Here is a 19,981-nt window from a genome sequence, read left to right as displayed (position 1 = left end):
TTATAAGTTCTTATAGTCTGGAAGTGTTGGTCTATTTTTTAAACCTTCTTCAATAACTTTTAAAACATGTTGTCGCTCTTCTCCATGCAGCGGTAAACGCGGAGCTCTTACATTTTCTGTTCCAATGCCAGTTGCAACTTCAGCCAATTTTATATTTTGTACTAATTTAGGGTTTATATCCAACTCTAACAATGGCAAAAACCATCTATATATTTCGATAGCTTCTTGAATCCTCCCTGCTTTCTGAAGTTCATAAATAGCAACGGTTTCTTTCGGAAATGCGCAAACCAATCCTGCAACCCATCCATCTGCTCCCATAAGCAAGCTCTCTAGAGCCAAGGTATCAACACCTGTCAAGATTTTTAGTCGGTCACCAAATCTATTTTTTATTCTTGTCACATTAGAAATATCTCTTGTAGATTCTTTTACTGCTTCAATATTGTCACATTTCAGTAATTCATCGAACATATCTAAGGAGACTTCAACTTTGTAATCAACTGGATTGTTATATACCATTATTGGCAATGACGTGCTATTGGCTACAGCTTTAAAATACTCTACCGTTTCTCTATCACCAGATTTGTAGCGCATAGGAGGTAACATCATAAGCCCTTTAGCTCCATCTTCTTCCGCTTTCTGTGCCGCTGCAATAGCCCCTTTCGTGGTTTGCTCTGCGATATTAATTAAAACCGGGACTTTCTCGTTAACAATGTCGACCGTTGTTCGTGTTAAAATTCTTTTTTCATCATCGCTTAGAGTACTGGCTTCACCCAGTGTTCCTCCTAAAACAATGCCGTGAACGCCAGCTTCTAATTGAGCATCAATGTTGTGCTCAAACATATGTAAATCTAAGGTATCGGAATCTGTAAATTTTGTGGTTACAGCTGGCATAACGCCATTCCATTGTATGCTCATAACTTGTGTTTTTTTTGTAGTGTAAAACTAGTATACAAGTTCTAAACTCAATAATGTCTATTTATCCAATACTAATACTATATTATCTTAAAAAGGACATAATGTCAACATATAAGAATAGTATTTGCGTATCTTAGCCATAGAATTATGTACTATATTAATGAAAGTCCTACCATTTAAAATCCCAAAACCAGATTTTGATGCTCTTGTTTTTCAGGAGGATAAAGACATTGTGTTTTTTGACAAGTTACACCAGCATAAAGAAATTCAGGTAAGCTTAATTGTTGAAGGAGAAGGTACTTTAATCGTTGGAGACACTATAAATTATTATAAAACTGGAGATATTTTAGTTATAGGGAGTGATATCCCACATGTTTTTAAAAGTGACCAAACTTCACATTTAAAATCACACATGCTTACTTTATTTTTTACTGAAATATCTTTTGGATCACATTTTTTTAATTTGGAAGAATTGAAAGAGTTAAAACCCTTCTTTAAACGTTCGAGACATGGATTTAAAGTGGCCTCTCATAAAAAAATGATTTCGGGTCTATTTGATCAATTAGCAATAGCATCTAAATTCCAACGGTTTATGATATTGCTAGAGTTACTTCAGTTATTATCTAAATCCAGTTATACAAGTTTATCCTCTTTCATCTACGATAAAGCATTTACAGATATTGAAGGCAATCGTATGCGTAATGTATTTGAGTATACGATGAATAATTACAGTGATAATATCTCTTTAGGTACGATTTCAGAAGTGGCCAATATGACCAAAAATGCGTTTTGTAAATATTTTAAAAAAAGAACAAATAAAACCTATATTACTTTTCTCAATGAATTACGAATAGAACATGCCTGTAAGTTGTTATTGACGAACAAAGATTTAGCAATCGTTGAAATTGCGGAAATGACTGGTTTTCACAATATCTCTAATTTCAACAGACAATTTAAAACTGTAAAACAAATGAGCCCTACGGCATTTAAAATATTAAAAGCACCTAAAGTTTTTTAACGTATTGTGTTATAATAACAATCTGTTGTCCATCTACTTTGCCCTCGATATACTCGGCATTTTCATGATCCAAACGAATATTCCTAACAGCAGTTCCTTGCTTTGCAACCATACTTGACCCTTTTACTTTTAAATCTTTGATTAAAACAACCGAATCTCCAGACGCTAAAATAACACCATTTGAATCTCTATGAATAATTTTGCTTTCTTCATCTTCATGTTCGCCAGTTGCTCGTGCCAGAGCCAGAGCATCATCATCGAGATACATCATATCTAATAAATCTTGAGGCCAACCTTCTTGGCGTAATCGCTGTAACATTCTCCAAGCCATAATTTGCACAGCAACGTGCTCACTCCACATGCTATCATTAAGGCACCTCCAGTGGTTAGGGTCCATATCTGTTGTACCTTCAATTTGATTCAAGCATGTGCTACAAACCAATATATCATTAGCAACATTTTCGTTTAGGGAAGGCGGAATTGTATATTGCTTTAAATCTTGGGTTGAGGCACATAGTTCGCAAGTATTATTGCTGCGTTCTTTTAATTCTTTTTCTAAACTCATAACCTTCAAATTTTTTGTAGTCACAAATGTATTGTTTTAATTTTATCTACTTATTTTTAAGTATGCAAACACCGAAAGTTAGAAAGGCCACTTTGGCAGATTTACAAACCTTAAAACAGTTTAAACTTGGATTAATACAGGCAGAACTTCCTATGGATGAAACCATTAAGGAAGATACGACTAGTTATTATGATTTAGAGGCATTAATTACTGACGATAATTCTGAATTACTAGTTGTAGAAATTGATGGAGAACTTATTGCTTCTGGCTATGCACAAATCATTCCAGACAGGCCTTACTTAAAACATGATTTCCAAGGGTATTTAGGTTTTATGTATGTCCCAGAAAAGCATCGTGGAAATGGGTATAACAAACTAATTTTGAATGCTCTGTTGAAGTGGTGCAAATCTAGACACATATATGAGATTAGGCTAGATGTTTATGACACTAATCTACCAGCCATAAGAGCTTATGAAAAGGCTGGCTTTAAAAAACATTTAATTAATATGCGCTTGGATATTAAGGACATTCAACTCTAAAAATTAGGATTCTAGACATTGACTTTTAGAATTTAGCTGGGTTAAATAGTGTAATGCTGAGAAAAGGTCTTGAGATAACTGAAAATGTCTACTCTAGCTCTTGACGTTGCTTTTTTGTCATTCCTTTAACTACCATGTCATAGGAATGATCTATCAATTCTATAAGGAGTTTTGGTGAAAGTTCACCAGTATGGATATAAACACTATTCCATTGTTGTTTATGCATGTGATATCCTGGTTTAATCCAGCTATGCGTTTCTCGTAATTGTATTGCATATTCTGGATCGCATTTAAGGTTGATAAACCCTTCTCCGTTTTCCCACCTTTTTAACGATGCCAAAGCAAACATTTTACCAAGCACTTTAAATACAAGCGTGTCATTATCAAATGGAAAATGCTCGGTCACAGCCTTTTTATTCATGCAATAATTTCTGTAGTCTTCTATATTCATTTTAATAAGCGTTCCATAACCTTTTCTGGATGTTTCAGTTCAGTATAACCAAATTGATTATAGAGTTTATGAGCGTCTGATGTTTTAAGCATCCATGTACGGCAAGGTTTTAATTTTGGTTCATTATGTATGGCTAACATAAGTTCTTTAGCGTATCCATTGCCTCTATATTCAGGAAGAATAAACACATCCATAAGATAAGCAAAAACTGTATAATCTGTAGCGATTCGAGCAAAGCCAATTTGTTTGTTTTCACTATAAACTCCGAAACACAAACAATGTTCTATAGATGATTTTACCTGTTCGATAGAACGTCCTTTAGCCCAATAACTTTTGGTTAAAAATTCATGAATCATATGAATATCAAGACGTTCTTTATCTGTTGATATAACAATCACTCTTTTAATTTTTTAGGCGTATTATCTTCAATTTTTAATGCAGAAAAATCTAAGGTCCAACCAATAGTCTCTACGATACTTTCTATAAGTAAAACAGAATCTAAGGCCTCTTTTTTAGCAATCTCATAAAGACCGCTTTCTGGAACTTTATTCATGATATGCAGTTTGGCTTCATTATGAAGTTCGGTTAAGTCTGAAGCTTCAAATTTATTAAACATACCGTCTGATTTGTCGTAGTAATTTAAATCGGTTTCGATACTCAATACTTCTGGTTGTGGGAAATGAAACAATCTGACTGTTTTTGTTTTTACGTCGGAATCCATTTGAATTTTAGACAAATCAAAACCGACATGAGCCTTTGCATTAATGACCACGAGTGCCTTTTTTTTACTTGTAATTAATTTTAAGAAACGTTCTTTAACATCTTCATAATGATAAATTTCAGCAAAATCTCCTTCTACTGTAATGAACTTACATACTTTCTTAATCTTATCTAATAAAATTACCGACTGGGAGTTGGTTTGTTGTCGTTGTCTAAATTGTTTTACAATAGTCACAATCCCTAAAGTGACCAAAATACTTAAGATGATTATAAAAAATGTTTCCATAGTTAGTTTTTAATAACTGCTTTCAAATGTCGCGCCAAAATTAACATGATACTAGTTTCTGCATCTCAAATTTTATCTAAAACCTTATATAAAATAGGTTTGCTTGGTGTTGCGTCATTTTCAAAAGGTGCAATTTGTAAATTCAAGAAATACTCGCCATCGCTTACCGTATTAGGCACAAAAATAAATTCTGTAATCGTACAATCTTTACGCAGTTTTCCGTTGAAATTCCAAAATGCTTTGTGTGCTCTTAATTCACCTCCATCTTCTTCCCTATCTACACTTGGCAAATCTATTAGTAAATGTTTTATACCTTTTTTTACTAAGAAGGCAACGGCGTCTTCTTTAAGGTAGGTCCAATTTGTATGCGAATAATGTTGTGATAATTTTTCGTTGGTATTTGGAATCGTACGAATTACTATCGCATCTCTTTTTTTATTACCCAAAGCAAACTGTAATTGGGATTTTGATATAATGGTATCTTCTCCAAGTTCTTCGGGTGCTACAGTGATGACTTCTGCTAAAAAGAAAAATTGTTTTAAGTTTTGATTTATTGAATGTACTTTTTTTGTGATATGACCCACGCACTCTGTATGCGTGCCATGTGCATGCGGATTAAACTGAATTGTATTAAAATTTACAGCAGCACCTTCTTCGACACTTATAATGTCATCATCAAATTTTACGGCTTCCACAGTTGGCTCATCAATATACCACGCATTAACATTAGATTTTGAAGCACGCATTGGAATTGAAATATCTAAAGGTTGAGATAAATCTACTTGAAGTTTTCTAGAATTGTATTGAATGGTTGCAATCACGATACATTAATTTTAAACAAGTCTGAAGCTATTCCATCACTTAAAAATTTACCTTTTTTTGTAACCAATAACTTTTCATCATCAATATACAATAATTGTTGCTTTATAAAAGGCTGTGATTGTAGTAAAAGATAGTCTCTAAAATTTTCGCCAAAGTTTTCGGCTACTTTATTCAACGAAACACCCCAAATGGTTCGTAAACCAGTCATAACATATTCATTGTATTTATCGGTTACACTAAGTGTTTCGGTTTCCATTGGTAATAAGCCTTTCTCAATAGATTTAATATACTTCGTGTTATTTGACACATTCCAGCTACGATTATCTCCATCAAACGAATGTGCCGAAGGCCCAATGCCTATATAGGCTTTTCCTTGCCAGTACGCCGAATTATTTTTACTAAAATAATCGAGTTTTCCAAAGTTAGAGAGTTCATAATGTTGAAAATCATGAGCTTCTAATCTCTCAATTAATAGGTGAAATTGCTCTTGGGCTTGATCGTCATTTACATTTTTAATAAGACCTTTTTTTATCAAACTCTCTAAAGCTGTTCTAGGTTCTACTGTTAGTGCATAACTCGAAATATGCGGGACACCATAACTTAAAGCAATATCAATATTTTCTTTCCAGCGTTCATTACTTAAACCTGGAATTCCGTAGATAAGGTCAATAGAGACATTATCAAAATAACGTACAGTTTCTTCTATACATTGTCTAGCTTCTTTGGCATTGTGAGCACGATTCATGAGTTTTAAATCGTCCTCAAAAAAAGACTGTATACCAATACTTAATCTGTTTATAGGACTTTTAGACAATTTCAAAACCTGTTGCTCTGATAAATCATCTGGATTAGCCTCTAAGGTGATCTCTGGTGTTTTAGATACTTTATAATATTTATATACTGTATTTATAAGGCTTTGTAATTCTTCTATTGTTAGTAGTGATGGTGTTCCTCCTCCGAAATAAATGGTTTCTACTGTTGTCCCTTTAAACTCTCCTTTTCTTAACTCTAGTTCTTTTTCTAAAGCATTGATAAGGTTATCTTTCTTTTTCAACGAAGTCGAAAAATGAAAATCACAATAATGGCAGGCTTGTTTACAAAATGGGATATGAATGTAAATGCCGCTCATTAGTTTTTTCTTTTTTGTGTTTTGACATACTTCTGATTGTCTTCGCGAATAACGCGTAACGCTGGATTCACAGTCTTTATAGCTTCAATATTTTCGTTTGATATCACTTGATGATCAACAAGCAAATGTGTTAAGGATTCCATTTTACCAACTTCAGATGGAATAATTTTAAAACTGCTATTATGAACCCAAAGGTTATACACATTATTTAAGCCTAGGACTTCTTTTGGGAATTCATCAAATCGATTGTAAGCCAAACTTAAGAACCCAAGATTCTCTAAATTAGAGAATTCTTTAGGTAGCTTTCTAATGTCATTAGAACCTAAACCCAAATGTTCTAAATCTGATAGTTTCCCAATTGATTCTGGAATAGATTCAATCTTGTTATGCCCTAGATTAATATGCTTTAGATTAATTAAATTACCTATTTGTTCTGGGATGGTTTTAATTTTACTTGCATTAGCAACGATGCTAACTAACTCACTGCAATTTGACAGTTCATCCCTTAGTCTAGTCATACCACTTCCGGAGACATTTAAGAACTGTAAACACCTTAAGTTTTCAATAGATTTTGGTAAATCTTTTAAATAACTATTACTTCTTACACTTAAATATTTAAGTTTAGTGAGTGCCCCAATATTCTCATTGAGCTCTCTTAATCCATTGGTGCCAATATCAAGCATTTCAACATTTTGAAGCAGTTTAATATTGTCTGGTAATTTTCTTAAATTACATCTATATGCGATTAGAATTCTTAGGTTTGGGAGTTTACTTAAATCTTCAAAAAGTTGTTCCTTATCTTTAAATCTAGTTCCAGAAATATTTAAATACTGAAGATTGATAAACTGAGTAAGCGTCTTAGGTAATTCTGAAAAATCTGAATAACTTAAATTTAAAGCATAGACCTCTTCTTTCTGGTCTAACAATGCATTTAAATCTTCTGTTTTTTCAAGTCGAGCAAAACGATTTAAAAGTCCTGACCTAAAGTAGCTCTCCCCTTCAAAAATATCGAACGAAGCACAGTAGTTATTCAAAACCTCCTCGAGCTGCTCTAATGACATCTGTGTTAATTCAAATTGAGCGAGTTCTTCAAAGACTAATTTATCTTCTTCAATAAGCCGCATTAAATCGTGATCTGCTTTCAGCCCTCTATCTTCCAAAAAAGCAACATCCCAAAGTGCACTTTCTTTGTTTCCTCCAAAATATTTTGAAAAAACCCAATAATAATACGTGTTTTTAAGATCTTCTATACCTCCTGGAAGTCGTAATCGTTCTTCATAAGTTTTCTCGGCAACATCAAATTTCTTCGCAGCAAAAGCACAATTACCTTTCCATGCCAATAAAAAGGCTGTCTTGCCTTTAAGTTTTATAATCTTATCAATGTCTTCTAGAGCTTTATCATACTCCCCCAATACAGAATAGGCTTGAAATCTAACATATAAGGCTTGATAAGAGTTGGGGTCAAAAGACAAATACGTTGTTAAATCTTCGGCAACACCTTTTGGATCTGGTATCTCTAAGTTAGACTTAGCCAGTGCTCTTGTATAATACGTATTTTTATCATTAGGTTCGCGTTCAATAATTTCGTCAAGTAACTCGATAACCGCTTTCCAATTTTTAGCTTCTAACGCCTTATCATAACGCTCTTTTAGTTCTTCATCACTTAAGCTCGAAGAACATCCTATAACTATAAAAGTCAAAAAAAAGACTGCAATACATTTCAGTGCGCGCGCTAAATGCTTAGATTTTAAATTCATTTTACTTCTTAACTCTATCTTCATTTTGTTTCACGAAACTTGCCCAACCAGAATAACTTTTACCTATCTGAACACGACCTTGATTATAAAAATGACAAACAGCAGCTGCCAAACCATCAGTTGCATCTAAATTTTTAGGCAAAGTTTTGAGGTCTAATAGACTTTGAAGCATTTTGGCTACTTGCTCTTTACTAGCATTACCATTGCCTGTAATAGCCATTTTTATTTTTTTTGGTGAATACTCTGTAATTGGGACTTCTCGAGATAAACCAGCTGCCATAGCTACTCCTTGTGCGCGACCAAGTTTGAGCATACTCTGTACATTTTTACCAAAAAATGGTGCTTCAATAGCGATTTCATCTGGATGATGCGTATCAATTAATTCTATTGTGCGCTCAAAAATAAGTTTGAGTTTGAGGTAGTGATCACTATACTTTTTTAAGTCTAACTCATTGAGTTGAAGAAAAGACATCTTTTTGCCTACCACTTTTATGAGTCCGAAACCCATAATTGTAGTTCCTGGATCAATCCCTAATATGATTTTTTCGTTGTTCATTAATCGCAATATTGGCATCCACTAATTGAAAATGTCACTCCAAAAGTAACCGTAAAAAGATTACCATTAAATGATCCAAAGCCATCGGTTACAGGGTCAAAGTCTTTTCCGAAGCCTAAGATATAAGACGTGTCAGCATAAAGCGACATGCGCTTTGTTAATCCATAATGAAATTCTAAACCAGCCATAACATTAAAAAATGAGATTTTATTTCCTCCAAAATTCCCTAGGGGTTTTACAAATGAATAGCCAGGTCCTGCATGGGCAACAAGCCCCATCCTTTGGGGTAAAAACGACATTGACTCTGTAGGATCATACACAGCCTGTACATTTAATCTTGTATAATTAGTTTTGAATTCAATAGAATTATCATCATTAGAAAACCGATTAAATCCAAAATCTAACTTAGCTCCTAATTGTGGTTTAAACATACGTTGAATCCCTAAATTTACGGTTGGAAAATTTACCGATTTTGCCTGAAAACCATCTACAAAACCAGATTGGGATGGGCTATTTAAACCTATAGCAATTTGTGCTTTCCATTTATTAGTATCCCTTTGAGCATTTAGGTTTGTACACCACATAAGGATCACAATAAAAATACTTAACTTTTGAAGTCTATAATTTGAGGTCATATTAATATATTGGTTATTTTCGGACATGCATTTTAGCAGCCTTCCTTACAAAACTAAACAATTCTTTTTTGTACTTATTAAATTAAGTATTGTAGTTGGTGCTTTTTATTTTATCTATCAGAAATTACTCAAGAATGAAGATTTAGATTTTTATCAATTTTTAGAGGTTTTATCTAAAAACGATGCTTTTTCGCCAAAAAACGTCACTTTTTTGTTGTTTTTGACGTTTTTGAATTGGTTTTTTGAAATTCTTAAATGGAAAACCTTAGTCGCCTATATTAGAAAAATATCATTTAAAAATGCCTTAGAACAAAGTTTAGGCGCTTTAACAGCTTCGCTATTCACTCCAAACCGTATCGGAGAATATGGCGCTAAAGCCATTTACTTTAAGAGTTCAAAACGTAAACAGGTGATGCTTCTCAATTTAATAAGTAATATGATGCAAATGTCGGTTACTGTAATCTTAGGTTTAATTGGGTTAGGGTTTATGCGTATAGTATACGATCTAAATATTAATTATTTTAAAGCCTCAAGATTTCTTGTACTCGTTCTACTTATAGGTTTATTTGCATTCATTGGACTAAAACAAAACAAATATAAAATCAAAGGTTTTGCCATTGATCGGCTCAAGACATTCCTCAAAAAACTGCCAAAGCGCATTCACTTTATTGCCTTTGGACTTTCATTTTTAAGGTACGCTGTTTTTTCGTTTCAGTTTTACTTTTTACTGCTACTATTTGGAATAGAATTGAGTTATTATAATGCGATGATTGTCATTACCAGTATGTACTTACTATCATCTGTCATTCCATCAATTTTTATTTTTGATGTCATTATAAAAGGTAGCGTCGCCGTATATTTGTTTTCCATTATTGGCGTAAACGAATTCACATCACTTAGTGTAGTTACGATTATGTGGTTACTAAATTTTGTACTCCCAAGTGTATTTGGAAGTTACTATGTGCTTAATTTTAACTTCCCAAAAGACGACGACTCATGATAATCATTATCTTTTCAATTACAGTCCTTTACCTTTTATTAATTGGGAGTTTTATCTACGGCTTTGACAAGGTTAACGATTTCAAGTTAGAAGAATCTCAACCTCAAACTAAGTTTTCAGTTATCATTCCTTTTAGAAATGAAGCGAAGAATTTACAAGCGTTAATCCAATCAATATCGCATTTAAATTACCCTAAATCTATGTTTGAAATCCTATTAATAAATGACGATTCAACAGATGATTCGGTAGAAAGGATTAAGCAAGAACTTATGCTTAACACCTCCTTAGATACTGCTATACTAATTAATGAGAGACTTACAAAAGCACCTAAAAAGGACGCCATCTCTAAAGGGATACTTCATGCCAAATATGACTGGATAGTGACGACAGATGCCGATTGCCAATTACCAACATACTGGTTAGATTGCTATGATCATTTTATTAAAAATACAAGCTCAAAAGTACTAGCAGCACCAGTGACGTTTAAAAAAGCAACCTCCTTTTTAGAACGTTTTCAGCTTTTAGATATGATGAGTTTACAAGGAGCCACGATTGGTGGCTTTGGTATCAAAAAACCATTTCTTTGCAATGGCGCTAATTTCGCTTACAAAAAGAGTTTTTTTAACGAAGTTAAAGGGTTTGAAGGCAACACTAACATTGCTAGTGGTGATGATATATTCTTACTAGAAAAAGCGTTCAAACACGACAAAAACAACATTCGTTATATTAAAAGCAATCAAATTACAGTAACTACAACTCCTCAGTCATCGTTTAAATCTCTAAAGTCTCAGCGTGTACGTTGGGCAGCAAAAACATCTCGTTATAAAAATGCATTTGGTAAACTAACTGGGTTTTTAGTATTAGTTATGAATGCACTTTTAGTATGCCTCCCGCTATTATTCTTCGTGGAAATCGTAAGTTTAAAAACCTTAGTTTATACGATTGCTATTAAGTTAATGATTGATTTTCTATTACTGTTTAAAACAGCACGTTTTTTAGAACAAGAACAGTATTTAGTTTCTTATTTTCTTTCAAGTATTTTGTATCCATTCTTTAGTGTTTATGTTGCATTTCTTTCTGTATTTAAAGGTTATAAATGGAAAGATAGAGCTTATACTAAATAGTGATACTATCATTTATTTTTGTTAGATTTACCTAAATCGTAACCCATAATCGAAATGAAAAAATTTGTTTGTTTAGTATGTCTCTTGTTTAGCTTCTCTTTTGCCGAAGCGCAAGAAACCTTTATCGTTAATGATGAACAATTAGTATTAAAAAACGAAGTTGATGGTAAACTTGATTTACTCTGGAATATTATAGATGGTAAATACCGTTATTTTGTTAGAACCGAAGGCAATAAAATTATTGAGCTAAAAAACACGAAAAAAGACGGCAAATTTCAGCAAGAATACAAAGCGCTTCTTAATGAATTAACCGACGCTTCCATGGATACGAAGCGTTTAAATTTAACGCTTTTTAGTCTTAAAGAATTCATAGACGAGTATAACGGTTCTGTAGATTCTTCCTATCAATCTACAGTAGTACGGAACAAATTGCTTTTTCGGTTAGGTCTCTTTGGAGGTATAACCAACAGCCCTTTTGTGACTAATCCAGATAATTTGACCACACCTTTTTTTGGAGGTGAATTAGAAGTATTAGATGTAAATCAAATTTCTAGGCATGCGGTTTTTTTACAATTAAAACATGTTTTAGAGCAAGATGAATTACAATATTCTACCACAGAATTAGCGTTAGGTTATCGTTTTAGATTTATTAATAAGGCAAAGTTTAGCCTCTATGGAAATGTGAAATTTGCGACTTTAAACTTCTCAAAAGCTGTTGTTGTTACAGACAATAATGGCACAATAACTACCGAAGAGTTTAATGAAACCGCCTTTGACGTGCCATTTATTTTTGGTGTAGGAGCAGATATTAGAATTACTGAAAACAGTTTTATTACCCTCGCATACAACGAGTTATTTGCCATACTTTTAGATAATCAAGGTAATTTTTCTCAAGACTTTTCAATCGGTTATAAGTTCAATCTCTAATGCGATTATCAAATTACAAAACGAACAACCCCGTATTTTCAGGATTTTTTTGGGATGACCAAAAGAAGTCTACAAAAAAAATGACGGTTTTGGGTATTTTCTTTAAATCACTGTTTTGTATTCTTGTAATTGCAGGTATCACCGCTTATATCTGGAAACTCAATGAACAAGGAATGTCTGTAAAGTGGTTTACCTTGGGTGGAATGTTAGGTGCCATAGTTATAAGTATAATGATTTCAGTTAGACGCCATTGGGCACCATCTTTAGTGCCTTTATATACAATTGCTAAAGGGTTCTTTTTGGGCGGTTTTTCAGCATTTGCTCACAAAAACTTTCCAGAATTACCATATCAAGCTATTGGCGTTACAATCATCACTTTTTTTGTTATGCTCTTACTTTATCAGACTCGAATTATTGTGGTCACAAAAAAACTGCGTAGTGTTATTATTACGTCGGCAGTGAGTATAATGGTTGTCTATTTAATATCATGGATTTTGAGCTTTTTTAAAATTGAAACTTATCTTTGGGGAACATCTTGGTTTGCCATAGTATTTAACTGCATTGGGGCTATTGTGGCATCGTTTTCATTATTGCTCGATTTTGATTACATAGAGCGCTATAAAAATCGTGCTCCTAAATGGAAAGAATGGCTGGCCACATGGGGACTTCTGGCAACGCTCATTTGGCTTTATGTAGAGACTTTACGTCTCATGCAAAAGCTAGCGATACGTTTTTAACTTCAAGAAATTCTATTCAAGTTTAATGATTACAGGTAAAACAAATTGTGTTTTTACTTGTTGACTTCGTTTTATGGCTGGATAAATTTTAGGCAGTGTACTCAAGCTGTGTCTTAGTAGACTATCTAATTGCGGAATCTCATTCTTTGTAGTGGGAGCACTTACAATATCGTTAATCATAAGTTTACCCTTGTTATCAATAGTGATTTGAAGTTGAACTGTATCTGTAATTTCTTCTGAAACAATAATATGTGCTTTAGCCAAATTCTGGTTAAGAATACGTCGTAATGTATTTTCAAAACAGGCTTTTTTATTCGCTTTTCCAGACAACGCTTGGCAAGAATCAAACGATGGATACTCGTCAACATCTTTCCAGTTGAATGTTTGCCATTCTTCCTCAAGAATATCTTCAGTATATACCTTCTTCTTGTCGAAATAATCACAAGATATTAAGGTAATAATAGCCAAAAAATAAAATAAACGTTTCATGGTATAAACTGAAACGGAAAAGTACAATTTTTTTGGATATAATATAATTTACTCCTTTTCCTTTAAAAATTTCTCCTCTTTAAGCTGTGAGATACGTTGTGAAGCATACTTTGCGTAAAAGCTATCACTATACTTCTCTTTAAAGTCTTTATACAATTTGATTTTAGCATCGATGTCTTCATAATAAGCATCTTTGGTAGTGATTATAAAGAATTCTGTCCTAACATTCTGAGGGTTTTCTTTAAGTGATTTTTGAAATGCCTCAAGTGCTTCTTTACGTTTGTTTTGCCAATTGTAAACCGTACCCAATTTTTGGTATTCTTGGTCGAGCGGAACATCCATTAAAGACAAGGCCTGTTTGATATACTTTTCGGCCTTCTCAAAATCTCGTAAACGCTCATAATAGGTGCCAATAACAAATATAGCAGTAGAATTATACGGATTGTATTTTAGTGCCTTGTTACGTTGTTCAATGGCCAATTCGTAATCTGAATTTTGAGCATGACATAAGCTCAATTTTTCATGTATAAATTCTGAAGACTCTCCTAAATCTATTAGTTTCTGAAAGTTATCGCGCGCCTTGGTATAGTATTCTTGCAAATAAAAACTTTGAGCCTTTAAACTAATGAGTTCTACATTGTTGGAGTAAGTCTCTAGACCTTTATCAATATATTTTTCGGCAAGTGTATGTCGGCGTTTTTTAAGATAATGTCTCGCTATTTTATAAATCGACTTTTGGTGTGTTTGATCTAAATCATAGGCAGATCTAAACCTATTAATTGCTGTAGAATCTTTCATTTTCTCTAAAGCGAGGCCCATTTCATAATGATAATTAGGATTGCGATAATCGATATTCATTAATCGATTAAACATTTCAATTGACAATTCAAATTTTTTCGTTTTTGATAACAACTTTGCATACTCATAAAGAGTTAGCGCTTTTTTAGGATAAGCATCAACACTTAATTTATAATGTTCTAGTGCTAGGTCATAGTTACCAATAGCGACATAGGATTTGGCTATTTTGTCATAAACTTCATTAGGGTTGTTATAGGTTTTATAGGCAGCAATAGCTTTGGTATAATTACCATTTACATATAAGCTATCGGCAAGATTTAAAACCGAAGACTGAGCCTCGGTTTTATTTACATTAATGACTATAAAAAATAGAATAAATAGTATACGCATTAATTTTTCTTGTCTTTATTAGTTTTTGGAGCTATTTGAAAAATAATTGGTAAACTATAAGGTACGATCACTGGTTTCCCTTTATGTTTACCTGGAGTAAATCGCGGCAAACTCTTGAGTACTCTTATCGTCTCTTTTTCTAAATCTGGATGGCTCGCTCGAGCCACTACATTGGTTACATAACCCAATTCATCTATTCTAAACATCGCTATAATCTGTTGTCTACCTTTAAGTCCTAAATTTGTTGCCAAATCCATATTGAAATTTCTACTTACATAAGAAGATACTTCTCTACTAACACATTTTTTTCTCGCTTCATTGTCTGAAAGGCCAACACAAGAATCGTACATTGGCACCTCATCAACAACTCCAAAAGGGACCTCTTTTAATTCTTGCTCATTAACAGCTTCTTCTAGCGCTTCTTTTAACGGTACCTCTTGATTGTCTGTAGTTGTTTCTTCTTTTGGATCTGCGTTTACTTGAAAAATAATTGGTAAACTATATGGCACGATAACAGCTTTCCCTTTATGTTTTCCTGCTATAAATTGAGGCAATTCATTTATCACTCGTATAGCTTCTTCTTCTAATTTAGGATGTGGCGCTCTTGCCCTAACACCTGTTACAAAACCTTCTTTATTTATTTTAAAGATGACATTAATGCGCTGCCTTCCAACTAAACCGAGCTCTTTGGCTAAATCTGTATTGAACTTTTTATTAACATGTTTGGCTACATTTTCACTCATGCATTTTTTTCGTTCTTCTTGACTCTCAAAAGAATCACAGAATGAAAACGTTGGTGCTTGGTCAATAATGGCAAAAGGTACTTCGATATTTGAATCTTTTTCTTCTGCTGAAAGATCTTCCTTAACTTCAATCGACATGTCTGCTACTGCACCTTCATTGACCTGCATTTTTGTTTTACCATCTACCGAAACGATGAGTAAGCCTTTAAAAAAATCATCCTGTTGGATCAATTTGAGTTTTTCTTCATATTTCTGCTGTTCTTCATCTGTCATACTACCAACCTTATCAACAACAAGTCTTAGAATACCATCTTTAATAATACCTTCCCATTCTAATTTGGCTTCGTTCGTTTTTTTATACTCTAAATATTGCTTATAAGTTATTGGGGATGCTGTGTTTTGAAATGGAGTTCTAGTTATTTTTCCGTTACTTTGACTATTACCGAGGTCTTTAAGATAGGTTACAAAAGCCTTATTTTTCATAAACTGATCTCTAGCTGCAATATAATTTTCTCTATTAAGAATATACCTACCGAAATCCTCACCTTTTACTCCTGTAACTTCATACAATTTCACTATTTCGTCATAATATTTATTAAATAAATCTTCATCTGATAATTCTTGATTTAATTCAGTAGTATTGGCATCTTGCACTAAATCTTGTTGTTCTTGGGCATAAGATGATGTATAAATTAACATTGTAAACACCAATGGAATTAACAGTGCGTACTTAATAATATTGATACGTTTAGATTTTGATTTACTTAACATCAGGATTCGTTTTTTTATTAATGAGTGCTTAAAAAATGGGTTGACAAATGAAAACTGCTGGGTCTCAAAAACCTGAGATAACAAGCTATCATAATAATCTGATTTATTATGCTGTTTAACAGCATTGGCATCTGCAATATATTCATGCAGCGTGGCAATTCTATTTTGATACATATAAACCAGTGGATTGAACCAAAATATGATGCGAAATATTTCAAAAAACATCAAATCTAGCGTATGTCTTTGTTTTACATGTACAATTTCATGTTCTAGAATGCTAGTTCTTTCTTGAGGATTTAATTTTTCACCTAGAAATATGTAATGAAAAAAAGAAAATGCTCTAGTACTATTAAGTAAATTGACTATGAGCAAATTTCCGTTCCATCGTTTTGGATACTTATGAGCTAACCATAATAACTTAGACAACTTAATGAGTAATATTAAGGTAGCTAAACCCATTCCTACAAATAAAATGATCGTCCATATTGACAGGGACTCTTGTTCTAAATTAATGCCTGCTTGCATGGCTATTTGAGGATCTAGAGTACTTACTGTTTTCGTAACATCTCCTATTATAATTTCAGGTAAATGAATTACAAAATCATCAGAAACGACGGTTTTTATTTGGTCTATTTTTATAAATGGGATCACTACAGAGAGTAAAGCTGTACCTAATAAATATGCCCTATTCAAATTAAAAAATGTTTCTTTCCTAAGAAAAATATCATAAATGATTAAAAACAACAATTGAAAGGATACGACCTGTAAAATATAATGTAACATCTTATTGCTTTGTTTTATTAATATCCTTTAATATGGCTTCCATATCTTTTAAATCAACGTCATTTTTCTTAACAAAAAAAGACACCATACTTTTAAAAGAACCCTGAAAATAATTATCTACAAGGGTATTAATAGATTGATTACTATAATCTTGTTTTTTAACTATAGGAAAGTACAAGTGTCCTTTACCTTGTTTCTCATAATCTACAAACCCTTTGTTTTCTAAAATTCTAATAATAGTAGAAACTGTATTATATGCTGGTTTGGGTGTGGGAAGCTCATTAATAACGTCTTTGACATTGGCTTTTTCTAGTTGCCATAAGATCTGCATAATCTCTTCTTCGGCCTTTGTGAGTTGTTTCATTTTATCCCTTTTATTTTTATTGTTTTATAGTATTGTTGGAACCTAACCAAAGCATCAGGTTTCGTATAAAATCTATATTATTTGGTGCATTTTTAGAATTAAATCCTACTTTGAATGTTCCAGAGGCATTTGTAATTGTTTGAGCGGTAAACTGTGCTGCTTCACCAAATACAGCCAATTTACCCTTCCCAAAATCCATTATGGCTCCTTGGTAATTATCTTCTAGGTCTTTAGTTTTTGTATCGTCATTAAATTGCCAAGCAATTTCAGGTTGTAAGCAAGTGTCGCCCTTTTTAAATTTTAAAATACCAATAGCTTTTGAAGGTATTTGAAAAGAAGAACCTGTAAATGTTGTTATACTATCCAACGATTTTCCATAAGTTCCATCGGTTAGTTTAGATGCAATTAATCTTTGGTTGTTTTTAGAAAAAACATCAGGCTGATTTCGAGGTTTCGACAATCGGGCAAATCCATCACAAAAATCAAATCCAAAAGCATTCGCCAATGTATTAGATGCTCCAGAAAAAGGCATATGATCTGCTATAAGTAATAAACGCCCACCATTAGATACCCATTGTTTGATCTGTTCTATCTCTTTTGTTTTAAAGGCATCATAAATAGGTTGTTGCCAATTACCAATGTTTCTAGGTTCTATGGCATTAGAAATTACTAGAATATCTTGTGTTTTAAGGTCGTCATAATTTATTAATGCTTTTACTTGATAGCCATCGCGTTTCAATAAATCACTAAATGGTTTAAAACGCCCATTTTTCGTATGAAAATTATTGTGCATTTCATCGATATGAACGGTGGGGCCTTCATTTATTTTATAATAAGGACGTTCTAGTTTAGGTACCATAGTAGTATCTGCACTCTGTTGAGACACGCATACAAACGAGGTGCACAAAGTACAAACTAGAATTAGTCTTTTTAAGTTAAGCGAAAGCATAAACCACATGTTTAACGAATCAAATATAACTAAAAGATTAGTTTAAACTATGGTTTTAGTTTAAAAAATTATCAAATGAGCTTAGAGGCATTAAATTTCGGGTAAAACGATGTGCCTCATACATGTATTGAATATCAGTTATCGACTTGAAATGTTAGTGGAAAAGCATAAGGTACTCGTACAGCCCTACCACGCTGCTTACCTGGTTCCATTTTTGGTAACAATCTCAGAACGCGCTTCGCCTCTTTATCAAGCCTGGTATCTGGTCCTCTGGCCTGAATGTTCGTAATATTTCCTTTTTCATCGACGATAAACATCATGGAAATTCTATACTTTCCAGCTTGTAGTCCAAGTTCATTTGCCAAATCCAAGTTAAATTTTTTCTTAATGAACCTATTGATTTTATCAGACATACATTGTCTTTTCTTTTCATTGGTTTTTTTCTTTTCACAACCAGGAAACACTGGTACGTTTTCAATAATGTGAAAAGGTACCTCAATATCCTCCTCTACCTCCTCTACCTCAACTTCTTCCACCTCAACGATTTCTTCTTCCTGATCTGTTTCAGTAGATTCTATAACGGTCTCTTCTATTTCCTTTTCATCTTCCACGATTTCAATCTCCTCAGGCACTACAGGTGGCGGTGGCGGCGGAGGTGGTGGAATAACATCTTGATTTGTGATTGGAATCTCTTCATCATCCAAAGCCTCTAAATCCAATCGTCCAATATCTATGACCTCCTTATCGTAAGTTTTAAAATTAAGTGTCATATATGTCAAACTCATTACTAACAATAGACCTACGGAAAAATAAAGAGAACTGTTTCTACCTATTTCTGCTTTCGAATTTTTTTTTGGTTCCATAATTTTAATCGTTTTGGATTGCTAATATAACTAAAAGTTTAGTTTAAACTAAACTTTTAGTTACAAAATGTAACATTTCACAATTTTGTACGTCTTACTAGTAGAATTTTAAACCTATTTAATGGATATATTTTTAGTTATTTTGGCTGCTTTTTTTATGATTTTAGGAATCATAGGCAGTTTTCTCCCTGTATTACCAGGGCCTTTAACCAGTTGGCTTGGTTTACTCATTTTTCATTTGGCAGATGTAGTACCAATGAATTGGACTTTTTTAATCATCACATTTATTTTTGCTCTGGGCATATGGGTCCTTGATTATATTATACCTGCCATGGGCACTAAACGTTTTGGTGGTACCAAAGCCGGAATGATTGGCACATCTGTAGGTTTAATTGTTGGACTACTCTCTCCTATTCCTGGAGGTATTATCCTAGGTCCTTTTTTTGGAGCTTTAATTGGCGAACTTTTAAATAAAGCTGAATTTGACAAAGCGTTAAAAGCAGCATTTGGTTCCTTTTTAGGATTTATTGCTTCCACTTTTATCAAGTTTGTGGTGGCTATGGTATTTCTAGGTTTCTTTATTGTGAAGTTTTTCGAATATAAAGACCTATTATTATAAAAGAAAAACCTAACGCCTGTTGAGAAGCGTT

General features: G+C 33.1%; 23 protein-coding genes. 7 read left to right on the top strand and 16 right to left on the bottom strand.

The window, feature by feature from the left end:
* Nucleotides 1-915 carry a dihydrodipicolinate synthase family protein gene (locus Q0893_RS05280; RefSeq protein ID WP_299273018.1) on the bottom strand — a complete coding sequence of 305 codons (915 nt, stop codon included), beginning with the start codon at nucleotides 913-915 and terminating at the stop codon, nucleotides 1-3.
* Between the two features lie 160 nt (nucleotides 916-1,075).
* On the opposite strand from Q0893_RS05280, the gene Q0893_RS05275 reads away from it, so the two are divergent.
* Nucleotides 1,076-1,933 carry a helix-turn-helix transcriptional regulator gene (locus Q0893_RS05275; protein WP_299273015.1) on the top strand — a complete coding sequence of 286 codons (858 nt, stop codon included), beginning with the start codon at nucleotides 1,076-1,078 and terminating at the stop codon, nucleotides 1,931-1,933.
* Here Q0893_RS05275 and Q0893_RS05270 read toward each other — a convergent pair.
* On the bottom strand, nucleotides 1,920-2,498 hold the full coding sequence (locus Q0893_RS05270) for an alkylphosphonate utilization protein (RefSeq protein ID WP_298900627.1): 579 nt from the start codon (nucleotides 2,496-2,498) through the stop codon (nucleotides 1,920-1,922). The two genes, Q0893_RS05275 and Q0893_RS05270, sit on opposite strands and share 14 nt — an antisense overlap.
* Before the next feature lie 62 nt (nucleotides 2,499-2,560).
* Between Q0893_RS05270 and Q0893_RS05265 the strand changes: the two genes are divergently transcribed.
* On the top strand, nucleotides 2,561-3,037 hold the full coding sequence (locus Q0893_RS05265; protein WP_298900629.1) for a GNAT family N-acetyltransferase: 477 nt from the start codon (nucleotides 2,561-2,563) through the stop codon (nucleotides 3,035-3,037).
* Nucleotides 3,038-3,125: 88 nt separating this feature from the next.
* Here Q0893_RS05265 and Q0893_RS05260 read toward each other — a convergent pair whose 3' ends face one another.
* The 8 genes from Q0893_RS05260 to Q0893_RS05225 form a co-directional block, all read right to left on the bottom strand.
* Complete coding sequence (locus Q0893_RS05260) at nucleotides 3,126-3,488, bottom strand: MmcQ/YjbR family DNA-binding protein (protein WP_298900631.1); 363 nt, start codon at nucleotides 3,486-3,488, stop codon at nucleotides 3,126-3,128.
* Nucleotides 3,485-3,886, bottom strand: a complete 402-nt coding sequence (locus Q0893_RS05255; RefSeq protein ID WP_298900633.1) for a GNAT family N-acetyltransferase — start codon at nucleotides 3,884-3,886, stop codon at nucleotides 3,485-3,487. Before Q0893_RS05255 ends, Q0893_RS05260 begins: the two co-directional genes overlap by 4 nt.
* Nucleotides 3,883-4,494, bottom strand: a complete 612-nt coding sequence (locus Q0893_RS05250; protein WP_298900634.1) for a DUF4230 domain-containing protein — start codon at nucleotides 4,492-4,494, stop codon at nucleotides 3,883-3,885. Before Q0893_RS05250 ends, Q0893_RS05255 begins: the two co-directional genes overlap by 4 nt.
* Before the next feature lie 65 nt (nucleotides 4,495-4,559).
* The gene (locus Q0893_RS05245) at nucleotides 4,560-5,315 is read right to left on the bottom strand and encodes a cyclase family protein (protein ID WP_298900635.1); all 756 of its coding nucleotides are present in this window, start codon (nucleotides 5,313-5,315) and stop codon (nucleotides 4,560-4,562) included.
* Entirely contained in the window at nucleotides 5,312-6,445 is a 1,134-nt protein-coding gene (gene hemW, locus Q0893_RS05240; RefSeq protein ID WP_299273007.1) for a radical SAM family heme chaperone HemW, read from the bottom strand. The genes Q0893_RS05245 and hemW overlap by 4 nt, the downstream gene beginning before the upstream one ends.
* A complete protein-coding gene (locus tag Q0893_RS05235; protein WP_299273003.1) occupies nucleotides 6,445-8,226 on the bottom strand; it encodes a hypothetical protein in 1,782 nt (593 codons plus the stop codon). The genes hemW and Q0893_RS05235 overlap by 1 nt, the downstream gene beginning before the upstream one ends.
* Nucleotides 8,204-8,758, bottom strand: coding sequence for a crossover junction endodeoxyribonuclease RuvC (gene ruvC / locus Q0893_RS05230; RefSeq protein WP_298900638.1), 555 nt, complete (start codon nucleotides 8,756-8,758; stop codon nucleotides 8,204-8,206). Before ruvC ends, Q0893_RS05235 begins: the two co-directional genes overlap by 23 nt.
* Entirely contained in the window at nucleotides 8,758-9,420 is a 663-nt protein-coding gene (locus Q0893_RS05225) for an outer membrane beta-barrel protein (RefSeq protein ID WP_299272999.1), read from the bottom strand. The genes ruvC and Q0893_RS05225 overlap by 1 nt, the downstream gene beginning before the upstream one ends.
* Here Q0893_RS05225 and Q0893_RS05220 point away from each other — a divergent pair.
* From Q0893_RS05220 to Q0893_RS05205, 4 genes are read left to right on the top strand one after another with little or no spacing between them, the layout of a single operon-like run.
* A complete protein-coding gene (locus Q0893_RS05220) occupies nucleotides 9,419-10,393 on the top strand; it encodes a lysylphosphatidylglycerol synthase domain-containing protein (protein WP_299272996.1) in 975 nt (324 codons plus the stop codon). The two genes, Q0893_RS05225 and Q0893_RS05220, sit on opposite strands and share 2 nt — an antisense overlap.
* Complete coding sequence (locus Q0893_RS05215) at nucleotides 10,390-11,517, top strand: glycosyltransferase (RefSeq protein ID WP_299272994.1); 1,128 nt, start codon at nucleotides 10,390-10,392, stop codon at nucleotides 11,515-11,517. Before Q0893_RS05220 ends, Q0893_RS05215 begins: the two co-directional genes overlap by 4 nt.
* Nucleotides 11,518-11,571: 54 nt before the next feature.
* Complete coding sequence (locus tag Q0893_RS05210) at nucleotides 11,572-12,444, top strand: hypothetical protein (protein ID WP_299272991.1); 873 nt, start codon at nucleotides 11,572-11,574, stop codon at nucleotides 12,442-12,444.
* The gene (locus tag Q0893_RS05205) at nucleotides 12,444-13,181 is read left to right on the top strand and encodes a Bax inhibitor-1/YccA family protein (protein WP_299272988.1); all 738 of its coding nucleotides are present in this window, start codon (nucleotides 12,444-12,446) and stop codon (nucleotides 13,179-13,181) included. The genes Q0893_RS05210 and Q0893_RS05205 overlap by 1 nt, the downstream gene beginning before the upstream one ends.
* A gap of 12 nt (nucleotides 13,182-13,193) precedes the next feature.
* Here Q0893_RS05205 and Q0893_RS05200 read toward each other — a convergent pair whose 3' ends face one another.
* From Q0893_RS05200 to Q0893_RS05175, 6 genes are all read right to left on the bottom strand, one after another.
* On the bottom strand, nucleotides 13,194-13,670 hold the full coding sequence (locus tag Q0893_RS05200; protein ID WP_299272985.1) for a hypothetical protein: 477 nt from the start codon (nucleotides 13,668-13,670) through the stop codon (nucleotides 13,194-13,196).
* A gap of 48 nt (nucleotides 13,671-13,718) precedes the next feature.
* A complete protein-coding gene (locus Q0893_RS05195) occupies nucleotides 13,719-14,858 on the bottom strand; it encodes a tetratricopeptide repeat protein (RefSeq protein WP_298900646.1) in 1,140 nt (379 codons plus the stop codon).
* On the bottom strand, nucleotides 14,858-17,155 hold the full coding sequence (locus Q0893_RS05190) for a M56 family metallopeptidase (RefSeq protein WP_299272981.1): 2,298 nt from the start codon (nucleotides 17,153-17,155) through the stop codon (nucleotides 14,858-14,860). The genes Q0893_RS05195 and Q0893_RS05190 overlap by 1 nt, the downstream gene beginning before the upstream one ends.
* Nucleotide 17,156: 1 nt before the next feature.
* Nucleotides 17,157-17,519 carry a BlaI/MecI/CopY family transcriptional regulator gene (locus Q0893_RS05185; protein WP_298900649.1) on the bottom strand — a complete coding sequence of 121 codons (363 nt, stop codon included), beginning with the start codon at nucleotides 17,517-17,519 and terminating at the stop codon, nucleotides 17,157-17,159.
* 16 nt (nucleotides 17,520-17,535) lie between these two features.
* On the bottom strand, nucleotides 17,536-18,468 hold the full coding sequence (locus tag Q0893_RS05180) for a DUF4350 domain-containing protein (RefSeq protein ID WP_298900650.1): 933 nt from the start codon (nucleotides 18,466-18,468) through the stop codon (nucleotides 17,536-17,538).
* Between the two features lie 134 nt (nucleotides 18,469-18,602).
* Nucleotides 18,603-19,331, bottom strand: coding sequence for an energy transducer TonB (locus Q0893_RS05175; protein ID WP_298900651.1), 729 nt, complete (start codon nucleotides 19,329-19,331; stop codon nucleotides 18,603-18,605).
* Between the two features lie 121 nt (nucleotides 19,332-19,452).
* Between Q0893_RS05175 and Q0893_RS05170 the strand changes: the two genes are divergently transcribed.
* Entirely contained in the window at nucleotides 19,453-19,950 is a 498-nt protein-coding gene (locus Q0893_RS05170; RefSeq protein ID WP_298900652.1) for a DUF456 domain-containing protein, read from the top strand.
* The last annotated feature ends 31 nt before the right edge of the window (nucleotides 19,951-19,981 follow it).

It is taken from the genome of uncultured Psychroserpens sp. (genome assembly GCF_947494225.1).
Lineage (GTDB): Bacteria > Bacteroidota > Bacteroidia > Flavobacteriales > Flavobacteriaceae > Psychroserpens.
The sequence above is the reverse complement of the archived record's forward strand: the minus strand, read 5'-3'. Positions and strand labels throughout refer to the sequence as shown.